This is a genomic window from Shinella sp., assembly GCF_049651085.1.
Lineage (GTDB): Bacteria > Pseudomonadota > Alphaproteobacteria > Rhizobiales > Rhizobiaceae > Shinella.
This window is the reverse complement of sequence record NZ_JBASBL010000027.1, coordinates 623,975-640,430: the sequence shown is the minus strand read 5'-3', so window position 1 is coordinate 640,430 and position 16,456 is coordinate 623,975. Positions and strand designations below refer to the sequence as shown.

Annotated in this window: 13 protein-coding genes; 8 read left to right on the top strand and 5 right to left on the bottom strand. The window is 64.8% G+C overall.

The window, feature by feature from the left end; all coding sequences use genetic code 11:
* Positions 1-69: 69 nt before the first annotated feature.
* Complete coding sequence (locus WA950_RS20315) at positions 70-1,626, bottom strand: D-aminopeptidase (RefSeq protein WP_424553533.1); 1,557 nt, start codon at positions 1,624-1,626, stop codon at positions 70-72.
* A 326-nt stretch (positions 1,627-1,952) separates the two neighbouring features.
* Here WA950_RS20315 and WA950_RS20310 point away from each other — a divergent pair, with 326 nt between their 5' ends.
* Genes WA950_RS20310 through WA950_RS20275 form a run of 8 tightly spaced genes read left to right on the top strand, consistent with a single transcriptional unit; the run spans position 1,953 to position 10,321 of the window.
* Positions 1,953-2,456, top strand: a complete 504-nt coding sequence (locus WA950_RS20310; RefSeq protein WP_424553532.1) for an Lrp/AsnC family transcriptional regulator — start codon at positions 1,953-1,955, stop codon at positions 2,454-2,456.
* A gap of 3 nt (positions 2,457-2,459) precedes the next feature.
* Positions 2,460-4,004 carry a hydantoinase/oxoprolinase N-terminal domain-containing protein gene (locus WA950_RS20305; RefSeq protein WP_424553531.1) on the top strand — a complete coding sequence of 515 codons (1,545 nt, stop codon included), beginning with the start codon at positions 2,460-2,462 and terminating at the stop codon, positions 4,002-4,004.
* The gene (locus tag WA950_RS20300; RefSeq protein ID WP_424553530.1) at positions 4,001-5,122 is read left to right on the top strand and encodes a DUF917 domain-containing protein; all 1,122 of its coding nucleotides are present in this window, start codon (positions 4,001-4,003) and stop codon (positions 5,120-5,122) included. Before WA950_RS20305 ends, WA950_RS20300 begins: the two co-directional genes overlap by 4 nt.
* Positions 5,123-5,159: 37 nt before the next feature.
* Positions 5,160-6,722, top strand: a complete 1,563-nt coding sequence (locus WA950_RS20295) for an ABC transporter substrate-binding protein (protein WP_424553529.1) — start codon at positions 5,160-5,162, stop codon at positions 6,720-6,722.
* Positions 6,723-6,737: 15 nt separating this feature from the next.
* Positions 6,738-7,760 (top strand): ABC transporter permease, encoded by a 1,023-nt coding sequence (locus WA950_RS20290; RefSeq protein ID WP_424553528.1) that lies wholly within the window; start codon positions 6,738-6,740, stop codon positions 7,758-7,760.
* Entirely contained in the window at positions 7,757-8,596 is an 840-nt protein-coding gene (locus WA950_RS20285) for an ABC transporter permease (RefSeq protein ID WP_424553527.1), read from the top strand. Before WA950_RS20290 ends, WA950_RS20285 begins: the two co-directional genes overlap by 4 nt.
* A complete protein-coding gene (locus tag WA950_RS20280; protein WP_424553526.1) occupies positions 8,583-9,536 on the top strand; it encodes an ABC transporter ATP-binding protein in 954 nt (317 codons plus the stop codon). Before WA950_RS20285 ends, WA950_RS20280 begins: the two co-directional genes overlap by 14 nt.
* Positions 9,533-10,321 (top strand): ABC transporter ATP-binding protein, encoded by a 789-nt coding sequence (locus WA950_RS20275; protein WP_424553525.1) that lies wholly within the window; start codon positions 9,533-9,535, stop codon positions 10,319-10,321. The genes WA950_RS20280 and WA950_RS20275 overlap by 4 nt, the downstream gene beginning before the upstream one ends.
* Positions 10,322-10,337: 16 nt before the next feature.
* Here the strand turns inward: WA950_RS20275 and WA950_RS20270 are convergent, their stop codons facing one another.
* The 4 genes from WA950_RS20270 to WA950_RS20255 form a co-directional block, all read right to left on the bottom strand.
* On the bottom strand, positions 10,338-12,449 hold the full coding sequence (locus WA950_RS20270) for a putative bifunctional diguanylate cyclase/phosphodiesterase (protein WP_424553524.1): 2,112 nt from the start codon (positions 12,447-12,449) through the stop codon (positions 10,338-10,340).
* A 171-nt stretch (positions 12,450-12,620) separates the two neighbouring features.
* A complete protein-coding gene (araD1, locus tag WA950_RS20265) occupies positions 12,621-13,616 on the bottom strand; it encodes an AraD1 family protein (RefSeq protein ID WP_424553523.1) in 996 nt (331 codons plus the stop codon).
* Positions 13,617-13,743: 127 nt separating this feature from the next.
* Entirely contained in the window at positions 13,744-14,739 is a 996-nt protein-coding gene (locus tag WA950_RS20260) for a GntR family transcriptional regulator (RefSeq protein ID WP_424553522.1), read from the bottom strand.
* A 114-nt stretch (positions 14,740-14,853) separates the two neighbouring features.
* Positions 14,854-16,365 (bottom strand): malonate--CoA ligase, encoded by a 1,512-nt coding sequence (locus WA950_RS20255; protein WP_424553521.1) that lies wholly within the window; start codon positions 16,363-16,365, stop codon positions 14,854-14,856.
* Positions 16,366-16,456 lie beyond the last annotated feature (91 nt).

Genomic DNA, 16,456 nt, shown 5'->3' with positions numbered 1-16,456 from the left:
CAATTCAATTTGGGCAGAATCTCATGCAAAATTCGCCTGAGGCGTTAAGTTTCAAAAGGTTGATGGCGATCAGCCGCACTTTTCATACCCGATACCGCGCGCCAGCCACGAGCCGAGCGTCAGCCCCTTGATGGTTCCCTGGCCATCGCGAGCGACCTGCAGGGTCCAGTCCCCCGGTGCCGGCGCATCCATCGAGCGGCGCGTCACGACGATCCAGAAATCCGGTCCCGCCGGCCGGACGATCTCGGGGCGACCGGTGCCCAGGAAGCCTTCCGCCCACAGATAGGCGCCGCCATCCCGGCATTCGATGACGATATCCGCCTCCAGCTCCGCCGAACGATAACGCCCGGCAATGTCCACGGCGACAGTCGGCGGCGCGGCGGGAACCGGCGCAAGCCGCTCCGCATGGTTCTCCTGCGGACGCTGCATCAGGAGGTCGTTCCCCTCGCGGCTGACCGTGACCGCGCCGGAAGCAAGGGTCCCTTCCGACGTCTCCGACAGCGCCTCTACCGAGGTGCCGAAGCGAAGGTTCGCTGTGTCGTATCCCTGCTCCAGCCGCACCAGAAGGCCGGTTTCGCGGCTGATCCATTGCCCCGCCCAGTGGTCGCGCAGTGGCTGCGATACCGGATGCGGCACGCCGAGCGCGGCGCGCAGGATCCGATGGGCCGCACCATGGGCATCGCCGTGATGGTTGAACATCACCACCACCGAAAGCCGCGCCTCGCTCGAGGAGGCCCGGTAGGCGCGGAAGCCCCGCAGGGCGCCGCTATGGCCGGTGAACACAACATCACCGACGCGGGTATGCTGGAGACCAAAACCATAGGCGGCCCGTGCGCCGTCACGGAATTTTTGCGGCACGGCGATCCGCTGATAGAGGCTCTGCGGGTCGTTGCGGGTCGCGTCGATCCAGCATTCATAGGCCAGCATGTCGTCGAGCGAGGCGGCAATGCCCGCATCGCCGCGCCAGTAGATGCCGTTTTCCGCCGGCAGGTAGCCGGTCGCGTCATTGCCCTCATAGCCGGTCACGCCATCCTCGGGCCGGCGCGTATCGGCCGCCAGCACGGCGCCTTCCATGCCGGCCGGCTGAAAGATGTGCCGCGCATAGAGCGTTTCCAGCGTCTCGCCCGAAGCCTCCTCGACAAGCTCGGCGACAAGCCGGAAATTGCCGTTGCTGTAGGAATAGCGCGTACCGGGTGCAAAATGGCCGGTGCGCGTGCGGGCAAAGACCTTCACCGCATCCTCACGCGCAAAGACCTGCTCCGCCTTCGCGCCGTGCAGGACGGTCAGGGCCCAATAGTCGCGCAAACCCGACTGGTTGTTGCAGAGATCGCGCACGCGCGGCAGAGGGCCTTCGAAATTCGGCAGATACGCCGCAAGCCGCGCATCCAGCGCTTCGGGTTCGCCGCAGGCCGCCAGCATGGCCGCGCAGGTGAACTGCTTGGAGATCGAGCAGATCGGCAGGCGCGTTTCGGTCGTCATGGTACGATGGACATCGAGATCGGCAAATCCCCAGGCACGGCGCGCGACGACGCGCCCCTCATGCACCACCCCGACGACGCCGCCCGGCCCTGAAAACCGCAGGGAAAGCCCATCCAGTTCCGCTTCGATCTGCCTGCCGTCGATCATGCCCTGCCTGCCTTCCCTCGCCTGCCTATGCGGCGATTCACTTCGTTTGCCGGGGGGATATTGATCAAACGCCGCCGGCCTGACAACTCGCGCGCACTTCCTAAGAACAGCAACGGCAGCAACGTGCGCTGCCGAAACGGCAACGGATGGGCAGCGCATTTTGCCGAAAAATACGGCACTCACCTTCCGAATCGGTAATAAATTTCATCATCAATCACCAATTCGGGACATTTTTGGCAAGATTTGCACGATCCGACTGAAATAATCTTGACACAATTCCGTTTCGGAAATTTACTCCCCTCATTCAGGCCGATATGGAAACGGAAATGAGCCAGCGCTACCTCATCGACGATCTGGATCGCGAGATCATCCGCTACCTCACCGAGGACGGACGGCTTTCGGCCGCCGAGATTGCCAGCCGGATCGGCAGCGTCTCGGAGCGCACGATCCGCAACCGCATCGCCGGGCTGCTGCAGGCCAAGATGATCGTGATCGGCGCCATTCCCGATCCGGTGGCGCTTGGCCGCGAAGTTCAGGTCGAGCTGATCATCGAGGTCGAGCCGGGCAAGCTGGAAGAGGTCGCGATCCTTCTGGCCGAGTATGACGAGATCGGCTACCTCGCCGCCACCAGCGGCACGGCCAATCTCAGCGCCTCGCTTTTCGTAGCCGACCATGCGGCGCTTTTCGAATTCATCGACCAGGAGCTGGGCAGCCTGCCCGGCGTCCGGCGCGTGACGAGCTCGGTCGTCCTGCGCCTCTACAAGGTATTCGGCACGAGGACGACCGCGATGAGCCGCGGCACGGACCTCGGCGGCAAGAAGAAAGGATAACCCATGCTGCGCATTGGGGTGGATGTGGGCGGAACCAATACGGATGCGGCGCTGTTGCGCGGCAACGAGGTTCTGGCGACGGTGAAGTCCTCGACCACAGCGGACGTGACCTCGGGCGTCGGTGCGGCGATCCGCACGGTCCTTTCGCAGGCCGGCGTCGCGGCCGGCGCGGTCGATGCCGTCATGATCGGCACCACGCATTTCCTCAACGCCGTCGTCGAAGGCAGGCATCTCGAAAAGGTCGGCGTGCTCCGGCTTTGCGGCACGGCAACGCGCTCGTTGCCTCCGATGATCGACTGGCCGGACAGCCTGCGCCCCACGGTCGACGGCGGCGCGGCGCTAGTTGGTGGTGGCGTCAACTATGACGGCTCGGAAATCGCACCGCTCGACGGCCCGGCGATCCGTGCGGCCTGCCGCGACTGGCAAGCCCGCGGCATTTCGGCCATTGCCATCTGCTCCGTCTTCGCCCTTGTCGATCCGCGCATGGAAAACGAGGCGGCAGAGATCGTCGCCGAGGAAATGCCGGGGGCCGCGATCAGCCTGTCGCACCGCGTCGGCCGCACCGGCCTGCTGCCGCGCGAGAACGCCACGATCCTCAATGCCAGCCTTCACAAGCTCGGCCGCGACACCGTCGGCGCCTTCCGCACGGCCTTTGCCGCACTCGGCCTCGACTGCCCGCTCTATCTCACGCAGAACGACGGCACGCTGATGGCGGCCGATTTCGCCGAGCGCTATCCGGTCTTCACCATTGCTTCCGGCCCAACGAACTCCATGCGCGGCGCAGCTTTCCTCACCGGGCTTACCGACGCCGCGGTGATCGACATCGGCGGCACCACCACCGACATCGGCATGCTGGTCGCCGGCTTCCCGCGCACCCGCAGCGAAGGCGCGATGATCGGCGGCGTACCGACCAATTTCCGCGTGCCCGACGTCTATTCCTTCGGCCTCGGCGGCGGCAGCATCGTGCGCCCCGGCGACGCGCCGACCGTCGGTCCTGACTCCGTCGGCTTCCGCCTGCCGGAAAAGGCGCTGTGCTTCGGCGGCGACACGCTGACGGCGACCGACATCGCGGTCGCGGCCGGCCTCGTCGATCTCGGCGATCGCAGCCGCCTTGCCCATATCACACCCGAATTCGCCCAGCAGATGCAGGCGCAGATCAAGGCGAGCATCGAGACGGTGCTCGACCGGATGAAGCCGAGCGCCGAGCCGATCCCGGCCATCCTGGTCGGCGGCGGTTCGGTGCTGGTCCATGGGCTGCTGGACGGCACGTCCGTTTCACTGAAGCCGGATCATTTCGGCTCGGCCAACGCGATCGGCGCGGCCATCGCGCAGGTCTCCGGCGAAGTCGACAGCGTGGTTTCGCTCGAAGGGACCAGCCGCGAGATCGCGCTGGAATCCGTCGTGGCGGAAGCGCGCGCCCGTGCCGTCGAGGCCGGTGCGGCTGAAGAGACCGTGACGCTTGCCGAAATCGAGGAAACGCCGCTGGCCTACCTGCCCGGCAATGCCGTGCGCATCGCGGCGAAAGTCATTGGAGAACTGCGGGCATGAAGTACTGGACGCTCACCGAGGCGGATATCGACCGCATCGCGATCGGCTGCGGCATTCTCGGCACCGGCGGCGGCGGCAGCACCTATCACGGCCTGCTGCGCGCCAAGGCGCTCCTGCGTGAAGGCAAGCGCATCCGCATGGTGCGCCCGGCCGATGTGGACCCGGACGCGCAGATCATCGGTATCGGCGGCATCGGCGCGCCGACCGTCGGCATCGAGAAGATCGCCGAGGGCGGCGAGGGCGTCCGCTTGCTGCACGCGCTGGAACGCCATATGGGCCGCAAGATCGATGCGCTCCTCGGCGACGAGGTCGGTGGCGGCAACGGCATCGCGCCGATGCTGACGGCGGCCATGGTCGACCTGCCGGTGGTGGATGCCGACGGCATGGGCCGCGCCTTCCCCGAAGTGCAGATGACGACCTTCTTCATCCACGGTCAGCCGGTCCAACCGGCAGCGCTGGCGGATGCGGACGGCAACGTTCTTGTCGTCACCGAGGCGACCACGCCGAAGATGCTGGAAAAGCTGCTGCGCGCCAGCACCATCGCCATGGGCTGTACGGCGCTGATGACGACGGCGCCGATGTCGGGCGATTTCGTGCGACGCTTCGGCGTGCCGCACACGACGAGCCAGGCCTGGAGCCTCGGCGATGCGGTGCTGTCGGCCCGTGCCGCCAAGCAGGATCCGGTGGAGGCCATCCTCCAGCAGTCCGGCGGCGTGCGCCTGATGCGCGGCAAGGTTACCGATATCGGCCGGCGCGTCATGGCTGGCTTTACCCGCGGCAAGCTGACCGTAGCAGGGCTCGACGGAGATGCCGGACGCACGCTGACCGTCGAGATCCAGAACGAATATCTTATCGCGCGTGAGGGCGAGAAGATCATCACCATGGTGCCGGACCTGATCTGCATCGTGGATTCGGAGACCGGCCGCGCCATCGGCACGGAAGAGCTGCGCTACGGCCTGCGCATCGACGTGCTCTCCATGCCGGCACCCGTGCTGCTGCGCAGCGAGATCGCGCTTGCCTCCGTCGGCCCGCGGGCCTTCGGCTATGATTTCGATTTCGTGCCGATGGGTATTTCCGCCGACGCCCCCGCGGTGCCGCAATACGAAGAAGACGCCTGACCGTCCGCGCCACACGAACCTTTCACGGGAGACCGACATGAACCGCCGCAATTTTATGAAAACCGCCGCTCTTGCCGCCCTTGCAACCACCAGCGCAAGCTGGAATTTCGCCATGGCGCAGGGCACCGGCAGCATCTTCACCATCGCCTCTCCGACCAGCTTCCCCGACCTTGACCCGGCAACGTCCTTCTCGAACGACGGCGCGGTGCTCGCGAACGTCTACGAAGGCCTGACGCGCTACATCCCGGGGACGGAAACGGCGGAAGCCAGGATCGAGCCCCTGCTTGCCACTTCGTGGGAAGTGAGCGCCGACGGCAAGAGCTGGACCTTCACCCTGCGCGACGGCGTCAAGTTCCATGACGGCAGCGCGCTGACCTCCGAAGCCGTGAAGGGTTCCATCGAGCGCACCAAGAAGATCGGCGGCGGCGCTTCCTTCATCTGGGGACCGGTCACCGCCATCGAGACACCGGAACCGCTGAAAGTGGTCTTCGTGCTTTCCGAGCCGCAGCCGCTCGACCTGATCGCCTCCGCCGGCTTTGCCGGCTGGATCTATGCACCATCCTCGCACGACAAGGACAATGCCTGGTTCAACGCCGGCAACGACGCCGGCACCGGCGCCTTCAGGATTTCCCGTTACGAGCCCGGCCAGCGCGCGGTTCTCGACCGGGTGGAAGGCTACTGGGGCAAGGTGCCGGAGGGTGGTTTCCAGACCGTCACCTTCGAAATCATCGAGGACACGACGCTCGCCCAGAACATGATCGAAAGCGGCCAGGCCGACTGGACCTACTCCATCCCGTACGAGAACCTCGAGGCGATGGAGTCCAATCCTGAGCTGCGCGTGGTTTCCAATCCCTCCTTCGAGACGCTGTTCGGCCTCTACAACGTCAAGCGTGCGCCGCTCGACAAGGCGAAGGTACGCCAGGCCCTGTCGCTCGCCTTCCCCTATGACGACGTGATCGCCGCCGGCACGATGGGCCTCGGCACCCGCGCCAAGGGCGTCGTGCCCGCCGGCATCTGGGGCCACGATGCCAATGCACCGATCCCGAACACCGACCTTGAAGCCGCCAAGGCGCTGCTTGCCGAGGAGGGCGTAGAGCCCGGCCTCGAACTGGTGATGACCTATTCCACCACCCAGGTGCTTGCCGCCGTGGCCGGCGAACTTTGGAAGGCCAACCTCGAGACCCTCGGCATCAACCTGACGCTCCAGCCCATGGCCTGGGAAGCCCAGTGGCAGCTCGGCAAGTCCAACCCGGAAGCTGCGCAGGACATCTTCGTGATGCTCTGGTGGCCGACCTTCGTCACGCCCTACGACTATCTCTTCAGCCTGTTCCACAGCGAGGAAAAGCCGAACTTCAACCTCGGCTACTATTCCAACCCGGAAGTCGATGCCAAGATCGACGAGGCCGCCAAGCTCTCCGGCACCGACCGCGCCCGAGCCGAAAGACTCTTCATCGAAGCCCAGCGCACGATCATCGAGGAGGCGGCCGCCGTCTTCATGCTGGATCGGCCGAACGTCCATGTCATCCGCGCGGACATCAAGGGCTATGCCGACAATCCGGCCTATGGCCATGTCAACTTCGTCAACGAACTGAGCCGCTAGCGCTCCCGGGGTCTGATGGAACTCTTACGCTACATCCTGCGCCGCATGATCCTCTCCGCCTTCGTGGTGGTGGGCGTGACCTTTCTGGTCTTCATCGTGGCGCAGGTGGTTCCATCGGATCCGGCCGCGCTCTATGCCGGCCCGCGCCCGACGGCCGAACAGATCGAGAAGGCGCGTGTCGAACTCAATCTCGACGCGCCCCTTCCCGCCCGGTTCGTCACCTTCGCCGGTGCAATGGCCTCCGGCGATTTCGGCGTTTCCTACAAGTCGCGCCGACTGATCGCCGAAGACCTGAAGGCCTATCTTCCCGCGACGCTTGAGCTTGCGGTGTTCTCCACCGGCCTTGCGCTTCTCCTCGGCATTCCGCTCGGCGTGCTCGCCGCCGCACGACAGGGCAGATGGGCAGACAGGCTCGGCAGTCTGGGCTCCATCGCCGCCGTCGCCATGCCCACCTTCTTCTTTGCCATGATCCTGCAACTGATCTTCGCGCAATGGCTCGGCATCCTGCCGCTGTCCGGCCGCCTGTCGCGGGAAATAGCGATCGCCGCGCCGTTCCCCGCTGTCACCAACTTCGTCCTGATCGATGCGCTTCTCGCCGGGCGGCTCGACGCCTTCGGCAACGCACTGACCCATCTCATCCTGCCCGCGCTGACGCTCGCCTCCTATCCGGCCGGCGTAGCCATGCGGCTGACCCGTTCGGCGATGATCGAAATCCTCGAGCGCCGCCATGTCGTCGCCGCCCGCGCGCTCGGTCTTTCCGAACCGCGCATCCTGTTCGGCCATGCGCTGCCCAACGCCATGGGCCCGGCGCTGACGGTGATCGGCCTTTCCTTCGCCTATGCGCTGACCGGCGCGGTGCTGGTCGAGATCATCTTTGCCTGGCCCGGTCTCGGCCGCTACGTCTCCGAGGCGATCCTCGCCAAGGACTTCCCTGTCATTGCCGCTGTCACCATGGTGGTGACGATCTGTTATGTCGTGATGAACCTCCTGATCGACATTGCCCAGGCCCTGGTCGACCCGCGGGTGGCGCTATCATGAAAAAACTCGTTCACCGTCTCGGCTGGCCGGGCACGATCGCCCTTGGCATCGTCGTCCTCTTCGTTGTCCTGGCCGTCTTCGCACCGTGGATCGCGCCCTATCCTGCGCAGGGCGCCGGCGCACCGAATGTCGTGGCGAAACTCTCGCCGCCGTCGGCCGACTACTGGCTTGGCACCGATCATCTCGGCCGCGATATCCTCAGCCGCATCATCTACGGCACCCGCGTCTCGCTGACGAATGGCGTGCTGATCGTCGCCTTCTCGCTCATGATCGGCCTGCCCGTCGGTCTTGCGGCCGGCTATTTCGGCGGCTGGGTAGACGAGGCGCTGATGCGCTGCACCGATGTCTTCCTCGCTTTCCCGGCACTGCTGCTCGCCGTCCTGATGGCGGCGGCGCTGGGGCCGGGCTTCCTCAACAGCATCATCGCCGTCGCCGTGACCTGGTGGCCCTGGTATGCCCGGCTTGCCCGGGCGGAAGTGCTGGTGCTGCGCGGCCAGCCCTATGTCGAAGCGGCGCGGCTTTCCGGCGTTTCGCATCCGCGCATCATTCTGCGCCACATCCTGCCCGCCACCGGTCGGCCGCTCACCGTGCAGGCGGCGCTCGACGTCGGGCCGGCGCTGCTCACCGCCGCCGCCCTCTCCTTCCTTGGCCTCGGCGTGCTGCCGCCCATCGCGGACTGGGGCCAGATGGTCGATGCGGGCCGGAAATTCTTCCCCGCGCGCTGGTGGTATTCGGCCATGCCCGGCATGACGATCTTCATCATCGCTCTCGCCTTCAGCGTACTCGGCGATGCCCTGCGCGACCACAAGCGAGGTGCTGCCCGTGCCTCTGCTTGATATCAGGAACCTCTCCGTCAGCATTCCGACGCCGGAGGGCGACGTGCATGCGGTGCGCGCGGTCAACCTCGAAATCGAGCGCGGCGAGATCCATGGCGTCATCGGCGAATCCGGCTGCGGCAAGACCATGACCGGCATGGCCGTTCTCGGTCTCGTGCCGAAGGGCGCGCGCATCACCGCCGACCGCTTCCATTTCGATGGCGAGGACCTGCGCGACAATGCAGTGCGCCTGCGCGGCCGGCGGATCGGACTGATTTCGCAGGACCCGGCGGCAGCGTTGAACCCGGTGCTCTCCATCGCCCGCCAGATGGACGACGTGATCCGCGCCCATCGCGACATGCCGCGGGCGGCCCGCCGCGCGGAAGCAACCGCCCTCCTTGCCGCAACCGGCCTTCCCGATCCGGAACGGGTGCTGAAAAGCTATCCGCACCAGCTGTCGGGCGGCATGCAGCAGCGCGTGGTGATCGCGCAAGCGTTGGCAACCGGCGCCGATTTCCTGATCGCCGACGAGCCGACGACGGCGCTCGATGTGTCCGTCGGCGCGCAGGTTCTCGCGCTTCTGCGCAAGCTGGTCGCCGAGCGCGGCCTGACCGTGCTGATGATCACCCATGATATGGACGTGATTGCGGAGGCCTGCGACCGCGCAACGGTGCTCTATGCCGGACGCTCCGTGGAGACAGGGCCGGTCAAGGCGGTGCTGCAAAGCCCCGGCCACCCCTATACGCGCGCCCTGCTTGCGGCCCTGCCCGATGCCGGCCCGCATGGCGCGCGCCTTGCCGCCATCGAGGGCTCCATTCCGCCGCCGCGCGTTGCGATACCCGGCTGCGCCTTCGCCCCGCGCTGTCCGAGTGCCATGCCGGTCTGCGCGGCCGAACCGCCGCCGGAGCGTGCCAGTGCCGCCCATCGCTGGCTGTGCCACCTGCCGGAGGACGCGGCATGACATCCACCCCGATGCTCAACGTCGACAGGCTCGTCATCCGCTACCGCGCCGGCCTTTTCGCGCCGCGCCCGAAACCTGCCGTCAACGGCGCGAGCTTCCGGCTTGCACGGGGGGAGACCCTCGGCATCGTCGGGGAAAGCGGTTCGGGCAAGACGAGCCTGTTGCGCGCCATCCTGCGCCTGCTGCCGGTGGAGAGCGGAACGGTCCGCCTTGACGATCAGGACTGGCTGGCGTTGAAGGGCGATGCACTGCGCCAGGCGCGCCGGAAGATCGGCGTCGTCTCGCAGAACCCGTTCCTCTCGCTGAGCCCCCGCCTCACCATCGCCGAGATCCTTGCCGAGCCCTTGCTGGCTGCCGGCGAGCGGCAAGGCCCCGCCATGCGCGAGAAGATCGCGGGTCTCCTCTCCGACTGCGGCCTGCCGGCGGACTTCCTCGACCGGCGTGCGCGCGAACTCTCCGGCGGCCAGGCCCAGCGCGTGGCCATCGCCCGGGCGCTAGCGCTGGAGCCCACCCTCCTCATTCTCGACGAGCCGACCTCGGCGCTCGACGTCTCCGTGCAGGCGCAGATTCTCAATCTTCTGTCGGACTTGAAGGAAAGCCGTGGCCTCTCGATGCTCTTCGTGACCCACAACCTGAAGGTCGTCGCCCACATTTCCGATACGCTCCTCGTCATGCGCCGGGGCGACATCATCGAATTCGGCCAGACGGAGGACGTCATCCGTGCGCCGGCCGAGGCCTATACCCGCGAGCTGTTGTCCTTCGGCCGCAACGCGGCAGCGGACTGAGGCAGCCGGAACGGCATCAGTGGATGGGCGCCCAGCGCGGCGGCAGTTGCCGTGAGAGTAGGCGGGCGCTCAGTTCCGCCGGATCGGGCGCGGGCGTGCCTGCCGCTACTTTCGGCCGGCCCACCTCGTCTGCGATATTCCCCACCGGCTGGGGCCTGCCATAAAGGAACCCCTGAGCCTCCGCACAGCCTTCGGCTTGCAGGAAATCGGCCTGTTCCTGCCGCTCGACCCCCTCCGCGATGACCGACATGCGCAGGCTGGCCGCCAGTAGGATCGTCGCCTTCACGATCGCCGCCGAAATCTCGTTCGTCGTTACCCCCTCGATGAAGGAGCGGTCGAGCTTGACCTTGTCGAAGGGAAAGGTCTGCAAGGTCGACAACGAAGAATAACCCGTGCCGAAATCGTCCATGGCTATCGTGACGCCCAGCGCCTTCAACTGGCGGATGACATGCAGGGTGCGGTCGCGGTCCTCGATGAGGCTGGCTTCGGTGATTTCCAGTTCGAGCCGCGATGCCGACAGTCCGGTGGCGATCAGGGTCTCGTGCACGATCTTTGGAAGGTTCGCCTGGGTCAATTGCGCGGATGCGATATTCACGGCGATCCCGTAGGGCTTGGCCCATCCTGCCACCTCGGCGCAGGCCGTGCGCAGCACCCATTCACCGATCGGGATGATCAGGCCTGTCTCCTCGGCAATCGGGATGAACTCGGACGGCGGGACGAAGCCGCGCGTGTGGTGCTTCCACCGCAACAGGGCCTCATATCCCCGAATCTGGCCGGTACGGATGTCGAGCTGCGGCTGGTAATAGAGTTCGAACTGATCGCGCTCGATGGCGTAGCGCAGCTCCATGGCAAGCGAGCTGCGTTCGCGGCGGCCTTCATCCATCGACGGTTCATAGTAGCAGATCGTGTCGCCAAGCGACCGCTTCGCCCGGTACATGGCGAGATCAGCCCTGCCCAAAAGCTCTTCCGCCAGCCCGGAATCCCTGGGGGAAAGACTGATGCCGACGCTTGCACCCACCGACAGCGCGGTGGCACCGCATTGCACCGGCGCATGAACGCAGGCAACCAGACGGCGCGCGAATTCATCCACCGCGGCCCGGTCCATGACCTGTTGCTTGATGGCGATAAACTCGTCGCCACCGACGCGGGAGACCAGTTCATCCGGTCTCAGACACAGCGCGAACCGTTCGGCCAGCGTCTGCAACAGCAGATCGCCGGCATGATGCCCGTGGACGTCGTTGATATCCTTGAACCGATCGAGATCGATGACGAGGACGGCCGTCAGCTTTCCGAATTGCTGCTCCTGCATCAGGATGGCGGGCAGGTATTCGGACAGGAAGGCGCGGTTCGGCAAGCCGGTCAGCGGATCATGCCGCGCCGCATGCCGGAAGCTCTCGATCAGCTCGCGCTGCGAGCGTGTGTCCATCACATAGAGGATCAGGCCCGCAACAACCGCCATCGTCGCCAGGATAAGCACGGCGAGGAATTCGTTCGGCACGGCATTGGGTGAGACGGCGACGGATGGGTCCGGCACCAGGGTCGCCGCCCCCATTGCCGTGAAATGCATCGTACAGATGCCCAGCACAAGACTGAGCATTGCCATCGGCCGGCTCCAGCCGGCTGTGTATCTTGCGAGCAAATGGACGGTCAGAGCGCCGAAGCCGAGTGCAAACATCACCGATGCGAAGACGAGGTTGCCATCCCACTCGATGCGGCCGGCGCTGTTCAGTCCAGCCATTCCGACAAAGTGCATCGCAACAATGCCGACGCCCGTCACGAGACCGCCAGTCTCGGCGGGCAGGCTCCTGGGCGGCTCAACGGCCAGATAAAAACCGCAAGCCGTAGCTCCGATTGCAATCACCAGCGAGGCGATCGTCAGCCCCACATGGAATGCATGATCTACGGGAATCTGGAAACCCAGCATCGCGACGAAATGGGTCGTCCAGATCGCTGCGCCCCCCGCCATGCCGGACAGCACGATCCAGGAGAGGCGCCGACCGGACGGGATACGCCCGGCACGATCGAAAAGGCGCACTGTCATCACCGAGGTCATGACACATACGATCGCCGCCGCAATGACGAAGGTATAGTCGTGTTCGTACGCCAGGCACGAAATAACTCTCAGCATAGGACGCCCCACTATCTGGTGTGCCAGTCAAGGCTAACCTACATGTGGAAACAAACCCTAAAATCCTTCTGGCCAATTTCATTGGCTCGCGCAGGGCCTTGCAGCGCCTCCACCATCGAGATTGCCGTGCGACCGCAGGCGACATTGAGCCGCCCGCGTGACACGGTGTGACTACAACTGGCGGACGACGATCTCTTCTTCTCCGGCGACGGCAAGGGGATTGCGCAGCGGCAGACCGAAACCGTCCGCGCCGATCTCGAACACGTCACCCTCCTGCGTGCGGATGCCGTCACCGAAGGACAGCGTGGCGGTGCCGAACATGTGGACGTGGATGTCGCCGGGCGCGCGGAACAGCCCGTACTTGAAGTGGTGGTATTCGAGGTTGGCGAAGGTGTGCGACATGTTCGCCTCGCCCGAGACGAAGGGCTTTTCCCACAAAACTTCGCCGGCACGGATGATGCGCGAGAAGCCACGGATATCGTCGGGGGCCGCACCGACCCGGATTTCAGGTCCGAAGCTTGCCTGCCGCAGCTTCGAATGGGCAAGGTAGAGATAGTTGATGCGTTCCGTCACGTGATCGGAAAACTCGTTCGACACGGCAAAACCGATGCGGAAGGGCGAACCGTCTGCGGCGATGACATAGATGCCCGCCATTTCCGGCTCCTCACCACCATCGAGCGCAAAGGATGGCGAGGTGAGCGCGGCGCCCGGCGCGACGGCTTGCGTGCCGTTGCCCTTGTAGAACCATTCGGGCTGCACGCCCTTTTCGCCGGCCTTCGGCTTGCCGTTCTCAAGGCCCATGCGGAACATCTTCATCGAGTCCGTCAAAGTCTCTTCGGCGGCTTCCGTCGTCTTCTTGTGCATGGAATCGCGTGTTGCGGCCGAGCCGAGATGAGTGAGGCCCGTGCCGGTCAAATGCAGGTGCGCGGCATCCGGGTGAGTGATCGGGGACAGAAGACGACCGGCCGCATAGGCCTCTTCCAGATCGACCTCGTCTCCGAGACCCCTGGCGTCGATAACGGCCTTCAGGGAGCGGCCGCTATCGGCAGCTTCAAGCGCGAGCGCATGGACGCTGGACGCGCCCTGTACAACACGACCCTTGCCGCCGTCCTCGCGGCAGACGACCGAGATGGTGCTGTCGGAATTCCTCACCTGGGACAAAAGCATCGCCAAACCTTCCTTCATATGAAACCCTGCCGGCAAGGCGTTCTGGTGCCTTCACGCGCATCGCAAACCAGCTGATGGCACCTAACACGTCGGAATATTGCCTGCAATAGTCATTATTTTGAGCCACTCAGATGATGAAGCTGGTGGCGTCAGGCCGGCAGGTTCTGCGCACCGTTTCCGCCCGCTCGACCACCTTGGGCTGCGAGGCACGGATATGGCTGCGCATGGCCAGCACCAGTCCTTCCCGATCCCGCCGCCGCATCATGCGGAAAACAGCGATATGCTCGGCCAGGAAAGGCTCGTATTCCGGCATTTCCATCTGGATGCCGAGCACATGCTTGTTGAGGGTGAGGACGCAATGGGTGCGCTGCAGGACCTTGAGCAACTCCTTGTTCGGGCACGGCTCGATGCTGCGCACGTGAAGATCGAGTTCCAGATCGTACATTTCGGCGGCCGATACGTTCGGATAGGCCGCAAGCGACTGGGAAAGCCGCGACAGCATCCGATCGATCCACTCGTCGGAAAGAGCGTCCATCGCGTGGGCCAGCGCCGCCGGCTCGATATATTCGCGCATTTCGTAGAGGTCGGCTATGCGCTGCTCACCCAAGGGAACGATCGCCCAGCGGAAGCTCTCGTCCTTCTCGATGATGCCAAGGGATTCGAGCTTGAGCAGCACGTCGCGCGCGACGGTCCTGCCGACGCCGTAATGCCTTGCCAGTTCGATCTCGCTGATGCGGAACCGGCCGAAAAAAGAGCGATTGACGACCACCCGCTCGACATCCTCGTACAAGGCCTGCCAGGCGAACATCGGCCGGTCCTGCGCCTGGCTGAGATGGCCGAGGCTTTCGGCAAGATCCACCCGCCGCGCCGGCGTTCCGGCAGGCCCGACGACAAATCCCCTACCCTCGAAGCGGCTGATCAGGCCGTCTTCGGCGAGAAGCTGAAGCGCTTGACGAACCGGCGCACGGCTGCTTCCCAAAATCTCGGCCAACGGGCCTTCGGTCAGGACAATGCCCGCAGGAACGCGGCCTTGCGAAATGTCGCTCTTCAACCGCTCATGCAGTTCCTCGTAGAGAGATCGCTTTCTCGAAGCGATTGAAGGCTCAAGAATGCCGTCCGTCATTGTCGCAAGAATCCCGTTCGCTCGCCGCCGCACAAGCCTAGAAAATAATGCATATTGCGCGCAATATCTATTTCCTGACAGAAGCCGGCGCATCCTGACGCCGCCTCTTTGAGATCAGTCGTAGAGATGCTGGTGGAGATCGCGCAGCAGGTTCTTCTGCACCTTGCCCATCGTGTTGCGCGGCAGTTCGTCGACGATGAGAATCCGCTTGGGCAATTTGTAGCGCGCGAGCCGTTCGCCCAGCATGGCGAGCATATCCTTCTCGACGAGCGACGCACCGGGCTTTACGACAACCGCAGCCGTCACGCCCTCGCCGAAATCCCTGTGCGGAACACCGAAGACAGCGCTCTCGAAAACGCCGTCTATCTGGTCAAGCTCGGTCTCGACTTCCTTCGGGTAGATGTTGTAGCCGCCGGAAATCACCAGATCTTTCCCGCGCCCGACGATGTGGACATAGCCCCGCTCGTCGATGATGCCGAGATCACCGGTGATGAAGAAGCCGTCGTCGCGGAATTCAGCCTTGGTCTTTTCCGGCATGTTCCAGTAGCCCTGAAACACGTTCGGCCCCTTGACCTCCAGCATCCCCGTTTCCCCGGCCGGCAACGCGTCGCCGGTCGCCATGTCCACGACACGAACGACAACGCCCGGCAAGGCAGGCCCGACCGTGCCGGCGATCCTGTCTCCGTCGTAGGGGTTGGAAGTGTTCATGTTGGTTTCCGTCATGCCGTAGCGTTCCAGGATGGCATGCCCCGTCTTTTCCCGGAACGTGCGGTGGGTCTCGCTCAGAAGCGGTGCGGAGCCGGAGATGAACAGCCGCATGGCCGCCGTGCTCTCACGGTTCACCCGCGCGTCCTCGCACAGGCGGACATAGAATGTCGGCACGCCCATCAGCACCGTTGCCCGCGGCAGAAGCGCAACGATCCGCTCGAGGTCGAACTTCGGCAACAGGAACATCGACGCGCCGGAAATCAGCGTGACATTGCTGGCGACGAACAGGCCATGGGTGTGGAAGATCGGCAGCGCGTGGATGAGGCGATCGGCAGCGGTAAAGCGCCAGCTGTCCTTCAGCGTCCGCGCGTTTGACAGCAGATTGTCATGGCTGAGCATGGCGCCCTTGGAGCGCCCGGTGGTGCCGGAGGTATAGAGGATGGCGGCAAGATCGGCCGGTCCGCGGTCGACATCGCTGAACGTATTGCCGGCCTCCTGCGCGCGCGCCATCAGCGTGCCGCCGCCCGTATCGTCCAGGGTTTCGAGCACCGCGCCGCAGGCGCTGACGACGGCTGCAAGCTTGTCCGCATCCTTTGGCGTCGCAACGACCAGCGCAGGCCTTGCATCGCCGAAGAAATAGTCGAGCTCGGCGACCGTATAGCCGGTGTTGAGCGGCAGGTAGACCGCACCGCAGCGCAGGCACGCCAGATAGAGCACCAGCGCCTCGGCGCTCTTTTCCACCTGCACCGCAACACGGTCACCCGGCGTCACGCCACGTTCGACCAGCACATTGGCAAGGCGCGCCGACAAACCCAGCGCATCCGCAAAGGTCCACACGCCCCCTTCCGGCGTTTCGATGAAAACGGCTTGCGGTGCGGTGATCGCATTGGCGAAGGCGTCGAACAGATGATTGGGCATGCGTTTCCCCGGGATTTGCAGGTTCTGGCTGGTCTGCACGGAAGGCCATTTGCGGACATCCGGCGAAGCGCCGACGCTCGCCGAACATGGC